The following is a 17701-nucleotide window of genomic DNA, read 5'->3' as shown; positions in this document are numbered from 1 at the left end:
GTTGCGGTCGCGCCACGCCGACACCGCGGAACTGCGTCCTCCCAGACCGGGAACTCGCGGCCTGGCGTACCGGGAGGATTTACTTCGCGGCAGCCATGGACCCGTGCATGGACGACGAGACCGTCGGTGCCGGGTGGATTCTCACGTCGGCGGTCGGCTTCGGGACGCTCGGCATCTTCGGCAAGTACGCCGACGCGGCCGGGCTCTCGGTCCCGACCGTACTCGTCTTCCGGTTCGCCATCGCGACGGTGGTCGTCTGGGCGATGCTCAGCGTCACGGGACGTCTCCGGCTCCTCCGTGGACGGGCACTCGGCGTCGCGCTGGCGCTCGGCGCGCTCGGTTACGGGCTCGTCAGCTGGTTCTACTTCCTCGGACTGGAGTACATGACCGCCGGGCTCGTCGGTATCGTCCTCTTCACCTATCCGGCGTGGGTCGTCGCCATCGCGCTGGTGACCGGCCGAGAGAAGGTGACTCCGCGGCTAGTCGGCGCACTCGCGCTGTCGCTCGCGGGCGTCGCACTCGTTGTCGGGGCGGACGCGGCCGGTGCGGACCCGGTCGGCGTCGGTATCGTCCTCCTCGCGGCCATCGTCTACGCCAGCTACATCACCGTGAGCGGCAGGACGCTCGACGAGGTCCAGCCGCGGACGCTCACGGCGCACGTCATGCCGGCCGCGGCGGGAACCTTCCTCGCCGTCGGCACCGCGACGGGGTCGCTGTCGATACCCAGCCAGCCCGAGTCGTGGGCCATCGTGGTCGGCATCGCCGTGGTCGCGACCGTCGTCCCGATATTCGCGTTCTTCGCGGGTATCGAACGCATCGGCGCGAGCAGGGCGAGCGTCCTCAGCACCATCGAACCAGGCGTGACGGTCGGGCTGGGTGCCCTGCTCCTTTCGGAACCGGTGACGCCGACGACCGTGGTCGGTGGGACGCTGGTGCTCGCTGGCGTGGTCTTGGCTCAGAAGTAGCCGTTCGGCCGGCAGCTGGTCGCCCGCGAAGGAGCAGTCGTTCACTCCGCGTCCGCCGGCGTGTCGAAGTCGTGGAAGTGGTCGCCCTTCTCCTTCGAGAGGATGTTGAGCGCCGCTGAGGCGCCGTCTCCCGCCGAGATGATGGCCCGCCACTCCTCGGCACGGACCATCGCGCCGGTCGCGTAGGCGTCCTCGACGCTCGTCTCCATCGAGACGCCAACGTCGACGACGTCCTCGTCCGTGAACTCACAGCCGAGCGCCTCCGCGAGATCACGGTTCGCACCCGTGGCGAGGACGACGTAGTTCGCCTCGTACTCGCCACCGGCGGTCACGAGGTTGAAGCTCCCGTCGACCTTCTTCGTCACCTCCGTCACCTCCTCGCCCTGGTGGCGGTCGACGCCGAAGTCGTCGACCTGTTCTCGCGAATTCTCCATGAAGGCGCTGCCGTCCTCGGACTCGATACCGAGGTAGTTCCAGAGGTGGGCCTTGTGCATCCACGTCCCGTCGGTGTCGAAGACGGTCGTGTCGAGGCCGTTCTTCGCGGTGAACAGTGCGGCGCTCAGGCCGGCGGGGCCGCCGCCGACGACTGCGACTGTTGCCATGCGAATAAGTAGCACTGCGCCGGTGAAAAACGTGTAGCTACCCCGCGCCGTGTGCCGGTTCCATCGCGGCGGCGACGGGTGTCATCAGTTCTCCAGTAGTCGCTTCGTCGCGCGGTGTCGGCCGCGGAACATCGGTTCGAAGCCGACCCACGCCAGCGGGCCGACGAGGTCACCGACGCCGTCTCCTGGCAGCCGGTACTCCACGCGGTCCTCGATGCGGGTGCCGCCGTCGTCCTCGTAGAAGCTGTGCGTGTGGACCCACTCTCGGAACGGGCCTCCACGCATCTCGTCGCGGAAGTAGCCGGCGTGCTCGTCCTCCCGACGGTCCGTGATGACGGAGGTCCACTCCTGTCGGGGACCGACGTCGAACGGACGCATCGTCATGTGAATCTCGGCCCCCGCCTCGAGCTCGTCGGGCTCCTCCTCCCCGTCGGGGCCGACCACCTTCTCGATACGGAGGTTCATCCAGTCGGGGGTGAGGGCGGTGAGACCGGAGACGTGCGAGTGGAAGTCCCAGACGGTCTCGAACGGTGCGCGGACGAACGTCTCGCGCTGGTAGACGGGCATGGGCGAGTGTAGGGCACAGAGTGGCAAAAAGGGGCGGAAGCCGGCACCGTGAGCAGTCGACGAGTGCTGGGTGTCGCGGTTCGTCGGCGTTTACTTCAGCCGCTCCTGCAGGAACGACGGATGGGCCGCGGTGACGCCCGCGAGCGAGAGTATCTCGTCGTGGATGACGTCGCCCAGCTCGTCCCCGTCTGCCGCGCGGACCTCCGCCATCAGCATGTGGTCGCCGCTGGAGGTGTAGAGCGACTCGACCGCGTCGAGCTCCTTCAGAGTGCGGGTCGTCTCGACGTACATCCCGCTGTCGACGTCGATGCCGACCAGCGCGATGGACTGGCTGGACAGCTTCTTCGGGTCGACGTCCGCGGAGTAGCCGACGATGACGCCCTCTTCCTCCAGCTGTCGGATGTACTTCCGAACGGTCGGTTTCGACACCTCTGCGCGGTCGGCGATCTCCGCGTAGGAGGCCTGGGCGTCCTCCTCGAGAACCGATAGGATACGGTCGGCCGTCGACTGCGTGCTCATGTGGATTAGTTTGCGCCCGGAGAAAAATAAGTTTTGAATTCGAAAACCGAATCACCTCGGTCTGGCGACCGGTTCGGTTCGCCTGCCGATAGCGGCCGCGTCCGGGGCCGCCGAGTCCGTGCGGTCGCTTACTTGTGACGCTCGAGCAGGTCGTAGCTGCGCTCCCACTCGTAGTCGTCGTCGAAGTAGCGCTCCGCAAGCGGCTCTTCGGGCATCTCGCCGATGTCCATCTTCTGACGCTGGTAGGACTGGCTCTCGTCGTCGACGTAGTAGCGACCCGTGAGAACCTTACCCTCGTAGAGCTGCGTCTCGGTCTCGTACATCATCTCGGCGGCCTCCTGACGGTCGTTGAGGTCGTGCTCGTAGTCGTCGGAGTCCTGGATGTCGATGTACGGGACGTACTGCTTTGCGTCCTTGTTCCAGGTCGGGCACTGGGTCAGGAAGTCGACGTGTGCGAAGCCGTCGTGCTCGATGGCTTCCTTGATGATCTCCTTGGCCTGGTTCGGGTTGACCGCAGCGGTGCGGGCGATGTAGGTCGCGCCGGACGTCAGGGCGAGCGAGAGCGGCCGGATGGGCGTCTTCGTGTTCCCGTGCGGCGTCGTCTTCGACTTGTGGCCCTTGGGGGAGGTGGGCGAGGTCTGGCCCTTCGTCAGGCCGAAGACCTCGTTGTTGAACACGATGTAGGTCATGTCGTGGTTCTCCCGGGCGGTGTGCATGAAGTGGTTCCCGCCGATACCGTAGCCGTCACCGTCACCGCCGGCGGCGATGACCTCGAGGCCGTCGTTCGCCAGCTTCGCCGCGCGGGCGACCGGCAGCGAGCGGCCGTGGATGGTGTGGAAGCCGTAGCCGTCGAGGTAGCTGTTCAGCTTGCCGGAACAGCCGATACCGGTGACGGTCAGGACTTCCTCCGGGTTCAGGCCGACCTCGGGAAGCGCCTGTTTCAGCGCCTTGAGGACACCGAAGTCACCACAGCCCGGACACCACGTCGGCTGCGGCTCGTTCGACGGCGTGAACTCGTCGCGGTCGATCTCCCGATCCTCTCCGATTGCGTTGAATGCGCTCATTGTCTAGTCACCTGCTGCGGGTTCGATTCGAACCTGTGCGGACGGTTCGTCGGTGTTCCCTTCGAGGTTCAGCTCGAAGCCTTCGACGACCTCTGCGGGCTCGAACGGGTTCCCGTTGTACTTGAGGAGCGAGGAGAGCTTGGGGCCGTACTGGCCGAGCTCCTTCTGGAGGAGCCCACGGAACTGCGCGGTCGCGTTCATCTCGACGACCATCGCCTCGTCCACGCTCTCGATGAACTCGCTGACCTCGGTCTTGGGGAAAGGCATCATGTCGGAGACGCTGAGTCCCTTGACGGACTGCCCGGCGTCGTTGAGGCGGTCGATCGCCTCCTTGACGCTGCCCTGCGACGAGCCCCACGTGATGATGCCGTAGTCGGCATCCTCGGGTCCGTAGTAGGTCTGCTGGGTCTCGTGTTCCTCGTCCAGTTCCTTCCGGATGGACTCCAGCTTGCGCGTACGGCGGTCCATCTGCTTGACGCGGTTGGTCGGATCCTCGGCGATGTGGCCGGACGGCCAGTGCTCGTTACCCGAGGCGAGGTAGCGACCGCCCTTCTGGCCCGGCAGCGAGCGCGGGCTGACGCCGTTCTCGGTGGCGTCGGGGTCGCTCTGGAAGCGCATGAACTTGCCAGACTCCTCGTGTGCAGCCTCCTCGAGTTCCTCCTCCGTGAGCGTCGACCCGAGACTCGGGTCGGGCTGCCGGTCGAAGAAGCTCTCGTCGACGCTGACGTTCTCGCCGGAGAGCTTCTGGTCGTAGATGAGGATGGTCGGAATCTGGTACTCGTAGGCGATGTGGAACGCCATACGGGTCTGTTCGTACGCCTCCTCGACGTTACCCGGCGCGAAGACGACGCGTTGGGAGTCGCCCTGACTCGTGTACAGGACGTGCTCGAGGTCACCCTGCTCGGGCTTGGTCGGCATCCCGGTCGAGGGACCGGCACGCATCGACTCGATGAGGACCAGCGGCGTCTCGGTCATCTCTGCGAGACCGAGCGGCTCGGACATGAGCGCGAAGCCACCGCCGGACGAGCCGGACATGGCCTTGACGCCGGCGTGGCTCGCACCGAGCGCGAGTGCGGCCGCGGCGATCTCGTCTTCGACCTGCTCGGAGATGCCGCCCATCTCGGGCAGGTTCTGGGACATGATGGTGAACACGTCGGTCCACGGCGTCATGGGGTAGCCAGCGATGAAGCGGCAGCCCGCGTCGATGGCACCGTAGGCGATGGCGTTCGAGCCGGAAACGAGGACCTGGTCCTCGTCGTGTTCACCCTCCGGAACGCGGAGGTCGTGCTCGAAGTCCCACTCCTGGGCCATCTCGTACGCCTCGCGCAGGATGTCGAGGTTCGCCTGGAGGACGTCGCCCGACATCGCGTCGTTCATGAGGTCCTCGACGTGGTCGAGTTTCATGTCGAGGAGTGCGGCGGTCACACCGACACCCGCGGTGTTGCGCATGACCTCACGGCCGTGTTCCTTGGCGAGGCCTCGGAGGTCGACCGGGTAGAGGTGCCAGCCGTTCTCCTCGGCGCGCGCTTCGAGGTCGAGCTCTTCGATGTCCTCCTCGTCGAAGAGGCCGGAATCGTAGACGATGACCCCGCCTTCGCGGAGCTCGTCCAGGTTCTCAGACAGCGGCTTGATCTCCTCGTCGCCGTAGACGGCTTCTTCTTTCGGGTTCCGAGCGAACGAGTCGCCCAGTGCGAGCAGGCAGTTGTACCCGTCTCCCCGTGACTGTACCTCGTGCCCCGCGGCCCGGATCTCGACGTAGGTGTGGCCGCCACGGATGCGCGATGGGTAGTGGCGGTGTGTGAAGATGTCGAGCCCGGATCGCATCAGGGCCTTCGCGAAGTTCTGACTCGTCGAGTCGATCCCGTCCCCGGAACCGCCAGCGATTCGCCAGATGAGTTCATCGTCAGTCATTCGATAGTCACGGCCCCCGATGAGGCCTGAGTATCGAAAGGTTCGTCCGAGTCGGACTAAAGCCTTTGCTATACATTAGCACAGATTAATTGTGATAAACTTGAAAACAAGTTCTGAATTTCTAGTTTCGTGTCATCAGTTCACGCCCCGTTCAGGTCCTCTACCGTCGTGACTCTCTTGTCGCGTGAGTCCCACTCACTGACCTGTACGTTAGGGGCCACTCATGTTCATTGGCGCCGTACTGGTCCCATGAGCAGCGAGACGAGTCACTCGGTTGAGAGTATTGGACTTCCGCTTCGAGTGACGAAGGCACGGCCCCTCGAGCGACGATTCCGGTACCAGCTACTGGGCCCGCTGACGGACGTTATACTCAGATCCCCGTTTCGCACCCTCCTCGACGAGTCGTTGACTCTGGCCAGGGTCACCGACCACCTGACGAAGACGCGACAGATAGCTCGCGTGAGTGTACACCGTCTCCCGCACGGCGACAAGTTCTACATCGTCGCCCGCGGGAACTGGTGGCGACCGCTGACCGAAGCTGGCACGCTCGAACTCATGATAGAGGGCGAGTGGACGCCGATGACGGTAACGGTGACCGAACGCCGCCGCCGCGTCGCCGAGTTCACCCGGGACTACGTGAACGCGTACGGTCGGGAGGCTGGAGCGAGGGTGGGCGTGCTCGTCGAAGGCGACGGCGAACCCGTCCGCGCCCACTATCTCAGAGCGCTCGAAGGTGCCGTCCTCCTCACCATCGAGAACGAAGAGGGCGGCGAGGGACGTGGAAGCGGTGAGGACGAATCGGCCGAAGAGCTGCCCTACGTCCCCCTCGGTTCGGAACGCTGAGTTCACTCCCGTCGCCACCCTACTGGGTGTATGAGTCCTGCCGTTCCCCGCCGCCCGTGCCGCGTCGAGCGGGTCGAGCCTGCACCAGCGTGGGCCGTCAGGCTCCTCAACCCGGTCGTCTCTGCCCTGTTACGGTCACCACTCCACCCGCTCATCAGTCACACCTTCTGTCTCCTCTCGTTCGAGGGCCGGGTGAGTGGCCGCACGTATTCGGTTCCGGTCACGTACTGGCCATCCGGCCGTCGGTTGGGAAATCCCCGACTGTATGCGCAATCGACCGCCCAGGGCCGCGAGCTCTGCGTCGTCACGTGTTCGAACTGGTGGAAGAACTTCCGCGGTGGTGCCTCCGCCGCTGTACGACTCCGAGGCGACTGGGTGGAAGCCGTCGCGACGGTCGAGACGGATTCCAGCACGGTGGCCACCTTCGTCCACGAACGTCTGGTCGAGGACCCATCGAACGCTCGACTGCTCGGAATCCAGTTCGAGGGCTACGGCATCCCGACCGTCGACGAGCTCCAACCGGTACTGCTGGACATGGTACTGGTCCGGCTGACTCCACTCCCTATCGAAACCCGCGGCCTCTCCGACGTCGATGACCGTTCCACAACCGTCGAGGGTACGGACGCAGACGAACCGGATAACACCGACGAACTCGCTGACACCGGCGAACCGGATAACACCGACGAACTCGCTGACACCGAACGTCCCGAAGACGCGGTCTGACGCCGTTATACCTCTCCAACTCCTCTAGAGGGTATGGCGACACGAACCAAGAAGAGTCGTGTAGAAGCGACCGGACCGCCGCTCCCACGCGTGGCGTTCGAACTCATCAACCCACTCGTGAGCCTCCTCCTCCGGTCTCCGTTACACCGGTTCGTGGGCGGCAACCTCGTCCTCATCCGCTTCACGGGGCGGCGCTCCGGACGGGTCTTCACGACACCGGTCGGCAGTCATCGCCTCAAGGACACGAAGTCCGACCGACTGTTCCTGCTCACCGAGAGCGGCTGGTGGCGGAACTTCGACGGGGGGCGACCGCTGGAGATACTCGTGGACGGTGACTGGCACGAGGGAACTGGCACCGCCGTGACCGACCCGGCGGAAGTTGCAGGATTCGTCTACCAGTTCATCAGGGAGAACGGCCCCAACGCAGCCAGAAAACTGGGACTCCGTATCCGGGGCAAGGGCGTACCGGCCCCGGAAGAGCTAGAACCAGCGTTGGCTGGTAGGGTGCTGATACGTTGCGACCTCGAAGAGGCCGTGTTCTGAAACCGCCGTTCTGAAAATCGACAGTCCCCTCTCGATCACTCGGGACCGGTGGGGTGGTAGTCCGTATCGTACTCGCCCGGCTTCCCGTCCAGTCTGTCCGGGTTGATGCGGCCGCTCAGGAGCATGAAGTCGACGAGCGTGAGCGACAGCATCGCCTCGACGACGGGGACGCCTCGCGGGGGAAGGACGGGGTCGTGTCGGCCGATGACCTGCACCTCCTTCTCCTCGCCCGTCTTCCAGTCGACCGTCTGTTGTTTCTTCGGAATCGAGGTCGGTGCGTGGAGAGTCACCTCGCCGTAGATGGGCTCACCCGAGCTGATGCCGCCCTGGATGCCGCCGTGGTCGTTCTCGACCGGCTTCGGCCGACCGTCGGGGCCGAACTCCCAGTCGTCGTTTCGCTCGCTTCCCGTGTAGGTGCGCGCCTCGCGACCGAGACCGAACTCGAAGGCGCTGGCCGCGGGGACCGCCATCATCGCCTGGCCGAGGCGGGCTGAGAGCGAGTCGAACCGCGGCGCACCGAGACCCGCCGGCACACCGCGAGCCTCGAAGTAGATGCTCCCGCCGATGGAGTCGCCGTCCTGCTGGTACTCGGTAATCCGCTCCTTCATCTTCTCGGCCGTCTCGGGATGTGCACACCGGACCTCGTTCTCCTCGGTGTGTTCGAGCAGTTCCTCCCACGTCACCTCGGGCGCTTCGATGTCGCCGATCTGGTTGACGTGTGCTTTCACCTCGATGCCCTGGCTGTTCAGTATCTTCTGGGCGATGGCACCCGCCGCGACCCAGTTGACCGTCTCACGGGCTGACGAGCGACCGCCGCCGCCCCAGTTGCGCGTCCCGAACTTCGCGGAGTAGGTGTAGTCGCCGTGGCTCGGTCGCGGTGCCGTGATGAACGGCTCGTACTTGCCCGAGCGGGCGTCCTTGTTCTCGATGACCATCCCGATGGGTGTCCCGGTGGTGTAGCCGTCCTGCAGCCCGGATTTGATGGAGACGGCGTCGGGTTCGCCGCGGCTGGTCGTGATCATCGACTGGCCCGGCTTTCGTCGGTCGAGTTCCTTCTGGACGTCCTCCTCGTCGAGTTCGAGGCCGGCGGGACAGCCGGAGACCGTCACGCCCATCGCCTCGCCGTGGCTCTCGCCGAAGGTCGTCACCTGGAAGAGACGACCGAATCGGTTCCCGTTCATACACCCGTCTCGGTCACCCGGGGATATAGGGTTTGTACAAGGTGCAAGAAGCACCCATCCCGAGAAGCCGTCGAATCCTGACCGCCGAACCGTCGAATCCTGACGGCTGAAACGTCGAAATCCGGCCGCCCGCGGATGCTCGCGTTGAAATACGATGACGCAGCCAGTCCCCGCTATGACGTGAGAACTGCCCTCTCGCGGTTCGCGGGTGTGCGACCAGCCGCGAGGGGTCGAGGAGCGGTCGCCTGTTCGCAATCAGACGACGTCCGAGAGCCGCACGGCTGCGACCTGCGTGAGCATCTCGTCGGGGTGCAGTCCCCCGTGCATCCCGACCTCGGTCAACCCCTCGTCGCTCCACCAGACGCCGAGTTCGCGGTGTGTGACCACCAGATCTCCAAGCCGACGCTGGAAGGTCTCCGACGGCTCGACGTCCCCGAATAGCTGCTGCGCTCGCACGTCCTCGTGGCTGAACACCCGGGCGTCGAGCTGGGACTCTATCGCCTCCTTCACCGGCGCGATACGGTCCTCGCGGAGATGGAGATGCAGGTTCCGTGGACTCCCGGCGTGAAGGACTGGCTCTCCGTGGGCGTCGCACTGCAGGTCGTCGACCACGTCCACCACCTCGTCAAGGAAGATGTTGCGCCCGGGGTCGGTATCTACGTGCCCGTGGTCTGCCGTGAGGAGCAACAGAGTCTCCTCGGCGACGGCATCTTCCACGTCGGAGAGCGCCTGCTCTACCGTGTCGAACACCTCCTCCACGGTGTCGCGGTACGCCGCGGACCGGGTCCCCGAGTAGTGCGCCTCGTGGTCGACGTGTGGGATGTAGACGTACGTGTACGCAGGGTTCTCGGCTGCATCGATAGCCGCCAGTACCTTCTCCGGAAGCGTCTCCAGCGACTCGTACGTGTGCGCCGTCGTCCCCTCGTAGGTCGACTCGAACGGGACGACGTGGTGCGAGTCGATACCCGCCTCGCCGAGTTCCGGGTACAGGGGAGCAGCCTCGAACAGGTCTTCGGGGGAGAGTCCCTTCGGGAGTCCACCCGATTTGGCAGTGAACGGGAGCGCGGTGAAGGGCTCGTCGGAGACCGGGTCCCAGACGTCCCAGCCGATGACGCCGTGTTCGGCAGGGAGCGTCCCCGTGTGGAACGTCGTGATAGCGGCGGCCGTCTCGCTCGGGTAGACCGACGTGAGTGGGGTGACGCGCGCTTCGCGAGTCAGTTCGTCGAACCAGGCGTTCGCTTCTCGGTCGCGCTTCCACTGGTTCCAGCCGAGACCGTCGACGAGGACGACGAGCACGTGCTCGAACTCGTCTTCATCACCGACCCCGTCGAACACGTCCGCTGGAAGCGTACGTCCCGTATCCACACCGAGGAGCGATGCCACAGAGTGTGGCAAGTTCGCGAAGCAGTACCGGTCGTAGTCGGGGAAGAGATAGCCATCTTCGAGGAACTGCTCGCGGAGGCCGGACGCGACGTCGGTACGGAGCATACGTCGGACTTCTCGAACCGGCAGGATGAACGTGCCGGTGGTTCGACAGTACCGGTCTACTGACGCACGTCCGCGCCCAGGTCGTAGAGCACGTCGAAGAAGCCGGGGAACGAGACGTCGACGTGTTCAGCACCGTCGATGGTCGTCTCGCCGTCCGCGACGAGTCCGACGAGCGAGAGCGCCATGACGATACGGTGGTCGCCCCGCCCGTCGACATCGGCGCCGACGAGGTCGGACTCGTCGCCGTGGACGACGAGTTCGTCCTCGCGTTCGGTCACGCTCGCACCGAGTTTCGTCAGTTCCTCGGCCATCGCCGCCACGCGGTCGGTCTCCTTGTACCGGACGTGTTCGGCGTTGACGATGCGAGTCTCGCCGTCGGCGATGGCTCCGAGCGCGGCGATGGTCGGGAGCAAGTCCGGCGTATCACCGACGTCCACTGTGATGCCGGTGAGGTCACTCCGCGCGACAGTGATGGTTCCGTCATCCTCGTCCCACTCGACCGTGGCACCCATCCGGTCGACGATTTCCACGATGGCCGTGTCTCCCTGCGAACTCGGCTGTGCACCGTGGATGGTCAGTTCCTCCTCTGCGGCGACCGCGCCTGCACCGAGGAGGTACGATATCGACGAGAAGTCACCAGGAACCGCGTACTCACCGTCCGGGTCGTACTGTTGCCCGCCAGGCACGGAGAATCCGTCGTCGGTCTTCGTCGCGGTGACACCGAACGAATCCAGAACGTCGAGCGTGATATCGACGTACGGCGCCGACTTCAGCTCGGTCTCGAGGTCGACATCGACCCCGTCCTTGGTGACCGCGCCGGCCATCAGCAGGGCCGTGATGTACTGCGATGAGACGTCGCCCGGGATGGAGACGCGGTCACCATCGATGGGGCCGCTGACGACGAGTGGTGCCTGCCCGTTTCCTCGCGTGCTTTCTGCCCGTCCGCCGAGCTGCTCGAGCGCATCGAGAAGTGGACCCTGTGGCCGCGAGCGCAGGGAGCCGTCTCCGGTCAGGACCGTGATTCCGTCGACGAGCCCAGAGGCAGCCGTCACCAGCCGCATCGTCGTACCGCTGTTCTCGCAGTCGATGACGTCGTCGGGGACCGCTGGAGTGCCGTCGAACCCGGCGACGCGCAGGTCGCCGTCGTCGACGGTCACCGAACCGCCGAACGCTTCGACGGCCCGGATCGTCGCCTTCGTGTCGGCACTGAGCAAGGGGTCCGTCACGACCGCGTCGTCGGCGTATCCCGCCGCGAGGACGGCCCGGTGCGTGTAGCTCTTCGAGGGCGGTGCCTGGGCAGAGCCCCGAAGCCGGGACCGAGAGATGGAGACGTCCATATCTCACGGGACGAGGGGTCGTGGCAAATGCCTCCCGGTTGCGGTGACATTACGAGAGAAGTAGGCCGGACGAGAAGGAGGTCTCACTTCATCGGTGCAATCTCGGTCACGTCGGCGCGGCGCGCCGCCTTCTTGACCGTCTCGATGTTCCGCTTCGCGTTCGCCTTCGATTTGAAGCCCTCGCCAGCTGTGGCGATGATCTGACCGTTCGACGCGCGGAGACGCCAGCGGAACTCCCCCCTCTTGTCAGTGTACAGCTCGAACTTCGAGGCCATGAGGACTGTACGGGCGAAACGGCGATAAAGAAACCTCTCGTCGATTGAAAGCCTGGACATCACGTGATATCCTATCTCCTACCGACGTCTCTCGGCACAAGTTATTCTATCCCCCACTACAGAGGTAGATGCATGTCGGGCACGGGCGACGCTCTCCTCACGCTAGACCTCCACGTACACAGCGACGCCTCGTACGACGGCCACGAACCGATAGAGCTCATCCTCGAGCACGCCGCGGACATCGGTCTCGACGGCGTGGTCATCACCGACCACGACCGTATCGATGCCTCGCGGCGCGCGGCCGAGATCGCGAACGAGTTCGGCCTCGTCGGCGTGCCCGGTGTCGAAGTCTCGACGGCTGATGGCCATCTGCTCGCTATCGGAGTCGAGGAACGACCACCGCGGGGCGAGTCGATGAGCAAGACCGTAGCGACCGTGCGAGAACTCGGTGGCGCCGCCGTCGTCCCGCACCCCTTTCAGCGGACTCGTCACGGCGTCCGGAAGTCGAAGCTCACCGACTGCGACGCCATCGAAGTGTACAACTCGATGCTCTTCACCGGCTACCAGAACCGTCGGGCCCGGCGGTTCGCCCGGAAGCGGGGGTACGGCGAAGTCGGCGGCAGCGACGCGCACTTCCTGATGAACGTCGGTCGTGCCTACACCGTCATCGAACTCGACGAACCAATCCTCGGTCCGGAAGACGTCTCGGTCGACCAGGTGGTCGACGCGCTCCAGTCCGGCCAGACCCGCGTCCACGGCATCCGGACGCCGATTCGGCAGAGCACGCGACAGTACGCCATCGGTGCAGCGCGCAAGGGACTGTACGAGGTGACCTCGCGCATCCCCCGGATGACTGCGCGTCCTCGCGCTGTCGCGGAGTTCATGTCCGAGTCGTAGCGCACGGTCGCGAATCTACTCTTCACTGGGTCCTCGAGCCTTCGAACCAGGCTAACCGGCTCTCCCTGACCAATATAATTTCGCCGAATTCCATTCTAGAAAAATCTGCTCCATATGGTGGTCTTTATAACGTATGACGAATCAAATTTCAACTGAATTTGATGAAAATTTATGTTGTTGTGTCGCTGTTGATTGTGACACAGATGATGGTCCCGGTGGAAACAGGCGGTACGCAGGGCGTACCAGAATCGGCGCTCCCCAGCGATAACGAACCACCACTTGCCGACGCAGGCTTAGACCAGAACGCGACCGTGGGGCAGACGGTTCTTCTCGACGCACGTGGGTCTCGGGACCCGGACGGCTCGATACACAAGTACGAATGGTCGGTGGTCACGCCCGATGGTGCGACGACCGTACCTGACTGTGGCACGTGTCCTGCGACAGTGTTCACGCCGTCCGACCCCGGCCGGTACGTGGTGACTGTTGTAGTGACCGACGACGACGGGACGAGTTCGAGCGACAATCTGTACGTGAGCGTCGATGATGGCCGTTCTGCGCGAGTTGTTCTCTCGGGACCGTCGAGTACGACGGTCGGGAGCACGCCGACGTATCGAGCGAATCCGTCGGCCGGGTCCGTCGAGCTTACCAGAATCGAGTGGTTCGTCGACGGCGCCAAGTCCTCGAACCAATCTATCGACGAGCCAGGTTCCGACACGTTCGAGCCGACGTTCTCGACGAACGGAAGCCACAACATCCGAGTGGTGGTTGTCGATGCTCTCGGTCGCTCTGTGGAAGACTCGATCGACGTGACGGTGCGACGTCGCGGTGGAGGGGGCGGTGGAGGCGGTGGGGGTGGTGGAGGAGGAGGTCTTGCGGAGAGATACGACCCGATCGTTTCGGGGCCGAGCGTGGTCACCGGGCCTACTCCGCTTCAGGGAACGTACTCCCTCGATGCCGTTCCACCGGAGCGACATCGGGAAGGTATCACCTGGTACGCCACCGGTGGAACAGCAGGGAACGGTGCCATCACACATCGAACCTGGACCCCGGGCGACCACTCAGTGTTCGCGATAGTCGATTACGTCGACGGCTCATCCGACATCGCGCGGTTTCCCGACGGGACGACCGACGTCGTCGCCGACCCCGAGCCATCTCTCGGCCTTATCGACCTCAACGGGACGAACCGTATCTCCGGAGACTTCAGCGTGACCGACGGCTACGGGAATCTACTCGAGGTGGCGGTCCACGTCGACGGTCGTCGTGTCTTCCATCGCGAAGCGACCAGAAGCGGGCGGTCACCATTCCTCGGAGAGAGTATCTCCTCGAGTTTCACCTACGACGACATCGAACCGGGTGAGTCGTACACGGTCGAACTCGTCGCCACAGATGGGCGAGGACAGCGGGTCACGACATCACGTGAGGTCAGGGCAGTCGGAGATATCGAAGTCATACGGGCAGAGTTCGTCAACGGACCGGTCGACTCGTACCACGAACGGCTGGACCCCGAACGGTACACGGCGCATCACGTGATAGAGATAGACCTCAACGGGCACGATGCGGATGAGGTTTCGGTTGAGTATGGTCCTAAGTCATTCAAAGTCTCGCGCGTTCAGGACCTCGAAAACCAAAGGACGCAGACCGAAAATCGCCTTATTATTGAAACCCAATGGGGCGCTATAGAACCTGGTAACTATTCTATCGATTTAGCTATCGATAGTTCTGACTCGACGGTAATGAGGGAGAGTGTATTTACAGTAAATCCGAGCGACCCTGTCCTCCTGATTACAACTAGAATGCACGGGACAGAACCGGATCCTATCAATTGGAGGATATATGTTGACGCGAGTCGTAGTTTCGACCCAGACCATACCGAGTTAGAGTTCGATTGGAGAAAAAGTGCGTATGCTGCTCCTGAAGGACCTGGGTTTGGTATCATACCCGCCCGGACAGATGGAGACCTGCTTGTCTCTGATCAAAACGGGGGGAGCAGTTTACGGGATTGTTGCTTCTTGAACTTCTTCGTTCCTCGCATCGATTCTTTCGAACAGCTCAACGAAGGTCCGTTCAATTCGACCGAGACGGTTCGATTCGAAGTGACCTCGGACTGGTACGCATTCACCAAGACGAGGGAGGAGTATCAAGTGCCGCTCAGCTTCACATCGACTTCACCCCACGTCGACATCGTTAGTCAAGAACGGCGTGAGGGTTCTCCTTTCGAACCCCCGGGTGGACACAACGCGACGTCGGACAGGATGCGTCAGTACGTGGCCGTCGTCGACGTTCAAGCGAGTGCTTTGCACGAAGATGGAGATCCTCCGACGATCTCCCTGTACAACGAGTACGACCCTGAGCGAATTCGCTCCACGGCAGCGTTTCCGACGACGGCCGTCATTGTGAATAAATCGAACACCACTATCAGGGAGAACGTGACCGTAGAGAGTCTTGCATATCGTATCTACAACGAGAATGGGACACGTAACGTAACTACAGCCGACTGGGACGAGGTTCAGGTTCACCTGAAGAACGGATATGAGTTGACTGACGAGAGAGACGTGATAACTGGCGTTCAGCTCGAACGCCTCGAGGACGTCGTCGTTCGCGAAACCGAGCGAAGATCGTTCGAGAGTGCGGCAGCTCGACAGCAATTCGTCGGACTCTACCCAGAATGGAGTTCCGCAGGGAAGGAGACCAGACGACGGAACGAGACGGTGCAACGAACCGAGTGGCGAGACTTACATAATGGAACTGGGACGTTCACTGGAAACATCCGCACGGTGACCGTTCCTGCGGAGACACGGGTGTTGAATGAATATTCCTTCGAAGTGCGTCGCTCGAAGGTCGAGGAGTATACCGTCACTCGACCTGTTCAGGTTACAGAGACGTATACGAAGGAGGTAGAAGTCACGTACTGCAACGCGCTGGTCGGTTGTTACACTCACACCGAACTGAGGACGTTCACACGTACTGTCACCGTGTACCAGACCATCACGAAGGAACGAACCGTCTACTACTGGGCCACCGAGACCTACTGGGACCAAGTCGCTCAAGAGCCATCGCACACGTTCACTGGGGAGACGAAGGCTGTCGTGGTTCAACCGGCGAGTGAGAAGATCCAGTATCAATACGAGATTACAGAGACTGAAGAGGTCATAGAAAACGAGTACATCGCCGAACGAATTGTCCTCGACACCGAAGAACAGTGGCGTGATTACGAACTGGTCTTGGACCCCGCGGAAGCGTATAAACTAGCGCGAGAGTCCGACATTCGTGTTGACGAGATTCAGTCAGAAGTCAGGTGGACACTTTCGAAGCAAGCACCCACCACGGAGGTCGTGGCAGAGTACGAAGACGTAGAAAATGTGCTTGAAACGATAGCTGTTGCATCTTGGGATGAGAAGCTCAAAACTGTGAACCCTGCAACTGGAGAGACAGAGATTGTCGAGAAGGGCAAGATACGGAAGGAGATTAGGAGCGAATTCGCGATGTCTGCTCAGGACCTCGTGAATATGTTAATGGAAATAGATGCTAAATGTGCCACCCAAATAGGATGTGTAGCACGATGAAAGGGTTCTCGCTGTTTCTATTGTGTGTTGTTCTAACAACGCCCGGTATGGAGGTAGCAAATGCCTCTCCGGGCGTAGAAGAGGTACATCCTTCTGAGGGTGAGAAGTCCAATCTGATTGAAATAGAGTCGATTAGAGGCGTATTCTATCAAGCAGAATTACACAAAAAGAACTTAACTGTAGTTATCCAGTCCTGGAACCCTACGAATGATAGAGCAGATACAGGATTTAATGTCCATATCGATAGATCCGTTGTGAGAAAGTCTTCCCTTCAACTGGGGCCTGGCGAAACCATCCAGACGAAAGTTCCGCTCCACGATTCGATTGCCGGCGACGTCGACAACCACACCCTCACGGTCTCGACGTTCGGAGATTACGGGCAGGTACACTTCGACTACGACATCAGCTCGAAGAACCCCAACGGCATCGAGCTTCCCGAGATAGAGAACGTCGAGATAGACACGATCGAGATCGACGGTGAAGAGACAGCGATTGCGAGGGTCACCGTCACGAACGGGGCGAACGTCCAGTACCTCACGAGAGTCCGCGTCCACACGCTCGAGACACAGTCAGATCCGTACGACTCCCGGGTGCCGCTCGACGGTAGTCGGAAGACGGTCGTCGTGCCACTGAACGAGCGCCCTGGGAAGCAGGTCGCCGGTGAAGTTCGTCTCTATACCGGTCGAATCCACAATGACTCGGATATCGCGGACCAGGTCGAGTTCTCGGGGACCGTCGACGGTGAGACGGATTTCTGGCACCGTCCGTTCGAACCGATCGCGGTCAGGAACTGGAGCACGGAACCAGACGAGGTGTACCAGTACCACAACGAGTCGGCTGAACAGCAGAACGAGGCCATCTTGCGAGAACGGCTAAAGCCCGTCGGAGTCGCCGCTGCGGGACTACTACTCCTGATACTGCTGGTCGGGGCGCTGGTCAACAGGAAGCGAGGCTACTAGCTCAGAGGTGCTGTTTCACGGAGCGAACGATCGCGTCGACGTCGAACTCGTCGTCGGCGAGGTCGAACACGCGTCGGTCGTCGACGCTGACGGTGAAGACGCCGTGGTCGCCCGTTCGAAGCGTCACCGCGTCGAGCTCCTGACCGAACGTCTGTAGCAGGACGTGCTGGAGGTCTTCGGCGCGATTGAGGAAGCCACAGGGAACGCAGTATTCTATCTCGACGGTCGTCATACGCGTCGATTCGTGCCGACGGACCGAAAACG

The 17701-nt window shown here is 62.6% G+C and carries 17 protein-coding genes; 7 read left to right on the top strand and 10 right to left on the bottom strand.

The features are described from left to right. Positions 1 to 107 precede the first annotated feature (107 nt). Positions 108 to 965, top strand: a complete 858-nt coding sequence (locus ACSC1Y_RS15070) for a DMT family transporter (RefSeq protein ID WP_435335744.1) — start codon at positions 108 to 110, stop codon at positions 963 to 965. Between the two features lie 41 nt (positions 966 to 1006). Here ACSC1Y_RS15070 and ACSC1Y_RS15065 read toward each other — a convergent pair whose 3' ends face one another. The 5 genes from ACSC1Y_RS15065 to ACSC1Y_RS15045 form a co-directional block, all read right to left on the bottom strand. Beyond that, on the bottom strand, positions 1007 to 1567 hold the full coding sequence (locus ACSC1Y_RS15065) for an NAD(P)/FAD-dependent oxidoreductase (RefSeq protein ID WP_435335743.1): 561 nt from the start codon (positions 1565 to 1567) through the stop codon (positions 1007 to 1009). Positions 1568 to 1651: 84 nt separating this feature from the next. Beyond that, the gene (locus ACSC1Y_RS15060) at positions 1652 to 2134 is read right to left on the bottom strand and encodes an SRPBCC family protein (RefSeq protein WP_435335742.1); all 483 of its coding nucleotides are present in this window, start codon (positions 2132 to 2134) and stop codon (positions 1652 to 1654) included. Positions 2135 to 2224: 90 nt separating this feature from the next. Continuing rightward, a complete protein-coding gene (gene lrpA1, locus ACSC1Y_RS15055; RefSeq protein WP_435335741.1) occupies positions 2225 to 2653 on the bottom strand; it encodes an HTH-type transcriptional regulator LrpA1 in 429 nt (142 codons plus the stop codon). Between the two features lie 128 nt (positions 2654 to 2781). After that, the gene (locus ACSC1Y_RS15050; RefSeq protein ID WP_435335740.1) at positions 2782 to 3717 is read right to left on the bottom strand and encodes a thiamine pyrophosphate-dependent enzyme; all 936 of its coding nucleotides are present in this window, start codon (positions 3715 to 3717) and stop codon (positions 2782 to 2784) included. Between the two features lie 3 nt (positions 3718 to 3720). Further along, on the bottom strand, positions 3721 to 5628 hold the full coding sequence (locus ACSC1Y_RS15045; RefSeq protein WP_435335739.1) for a 2-oxoacid:acceptor oxidoreductase subunit alpha: 1908 nt from the start codon (positions 5626 to 5628) through the stop codon (positions 3721 to 3723). Between the two features lie 300 nt (positions 5629 to 5928). Here ACSC1Y_RS15045 and ACSC1Y_RS15040 point away from each other — a divergent pair, with 300 nt between their 5' ends. Genes ACSC1Y_RS15040 through ACSC1Y_RS15030 form a run of 3 tightly spaced genes read left to right on the top strand, consistent with a single transcriptional unit; the run spans position 5929 to position 7737 of the window. After that, the gene (locus tag ACSC1Y_RS15040) at positions 5929 to 6471 is read left to right on the top strand and encodes a hypothetical protein (protein ID WP_435335738.1); all 543 of its coding nucleotides are present in this window, start codon (positions 5929 to 5931) and stop codon (positions 6469 to 6471) included. A gap of 30 nt (positions 6472 to 6501) precedes the next feature. After that, on the top strand, positions 6502 to 7194 hold the full coding sequence (locus ACSC1Y_RS15035; protein ID WP_435335737.1) for a hypothetical protein: 693 nt from the start codon (positions 6502 to 6504) through the stop codon (positions 7192 to 7194). Between the two features lie 33 nt (positions 7195 to 7227). Next, positions 7228 to 7737 (top strand): PNPOx family protein, encoded by a 510-nt coding sequence (locus ACSC1Y_RS15030; protein WP_435335736.1) that lies wholly within the window; start codon positions 7228 to 7230, stop codon positions 7735 to 7737. 35 nt (positions 7738 to 7772) lie between these two features. Here the strand turns inward: ACSC1Y_RS15030 and aroC are convergent, their stop codons facing one another. From aroC to ACSC1Y_RS15010, 4 genes are all read right to left on the bottom strand, one after another. Beyond that, a complete protein-coding gene (gene aroC, locus ACSC1Y_RS15025; protein WP_435335735.1) occupies positions 7773 to 8918 on the bottom strand; it encodes a chorismate synthase in 1146 nt (381 codons plus the stop codon). Positions 8919 to 9173: 255 nt separating this feature from the next. Beyond that, positions 9174 to 10406 carry an alkaline phosphatase family protein gene (locus ACSC1Y_RS15020; protein ID WP_435335734.1) on the bottom strand — a complete coding sequence of 411 codons (1233 nt, stop codon included), beginning with the start codon at positions 10404 to 10406 and terminating at the stop codon, positions 9174 to 9176. A 56-nt stretch (positions 10407 to 10462) separates the two neighbouring features. Beyond that, positions 10463 to 11743, bottom strand: a complete 1281-nt coding sequence (gene aroA, locus ACSC1Y_RS15015; protein WP_435335733.1) for a 3-phosphoshikimate 1-carboxyvinyltransferase — start codon at positions 11741 to 11743, stop codon at positions 10463 to 10465. An 83-nt stretch (positions 11744 to 11826) separates the two neighbouring features. Then, the gene (locus ACSC1Y_RS15010) at positions 11827 to 12018 is read right to left on the bottom strand and encodes a YegP family protein (protein WP_435335732.1); all 192 of its coding nucleotides are present in this window, start codon (positions 12016 to 12018) and stop codon (positions 11827 to 11829) included. Positions 12019 to 12150: 132 nt separating this feature from the next. Here ACSC1Y_RS15010 and ACSC1Y_RS15005 point away from each other — a divergent pair, with 132 nt between their 5' ends. The 3 genes from ACSC1Y_RS15005 to ACSC1Y_RS14995 all read left to right on the top strand — a co-directional run bounded on the left by ACSC1Y_RS15005 (position 12151) and on the right by ACSC1Y_RS14995 (position 17437). Next, positions 12151 to 12915, top strand: coding sequence for a CehA/McbA family metallohydrolase (locus tag ACSC1Y_RS15005; protein ID WP_435335731.1), 765 nt, complete (start codon positions 12151 to 12153; stop codon positions 12913 to 12915). A 203-nt stretch (positions 12916 to 13118) separates the two neighbouring features. Continuing rightward, entirely contained in the window at positions 13119 to 16478 is a 3360-nt protein-coding gene (locus ACSC1Y_RS15000; RefSeq protein ID WP_435335730.1) for a PKD domain-containing protein, read from the top strand. Positions 16479 to 16525: 47 nt separating this feature from the next. Beyond that, entirely contained in the window at positions 16526 to 17437 is a 912-nt protein-coding gene (locus ACSC1Y_RS14995; RefSeq protein WP_435335729.1) for a hypothetical protein, read from the top strand. A gap of 1 nt (position 17438) precedes the next feature. Here the strand turns inward: ACSC1Y_RS14995 and ACSC1Y_RS14990 are convergent, their stop codons facing one another. After that, on the bottom strand, positions 17439 to 17669 hold the full coding sequence (locus ACSC1Y_RS14990; protein ID WP_435335728.1) for a SelT/SelW/SelH family protein: 231 nt from the start codon (positions 17667 to 17669) through the stop codon (positions 17439 to 17441). Between the last annotated feature and the right edge of the window lie 32 nt (positions 17670 to 17701).

It is taken from the genome of Haloarchaeobius lipolyticus (assembly GCF_051208015.1).
GTDB lineage: Archaea > Halobacteriota > Halobacteria > Halobacteriales > Natrialbaceae > Haloarchaeobius.
The sequence above is the reverse complement of the archived record's forward strand: the minus strand, read 5'-3'. Positions and strand labels throughout refer to the sequence as shown.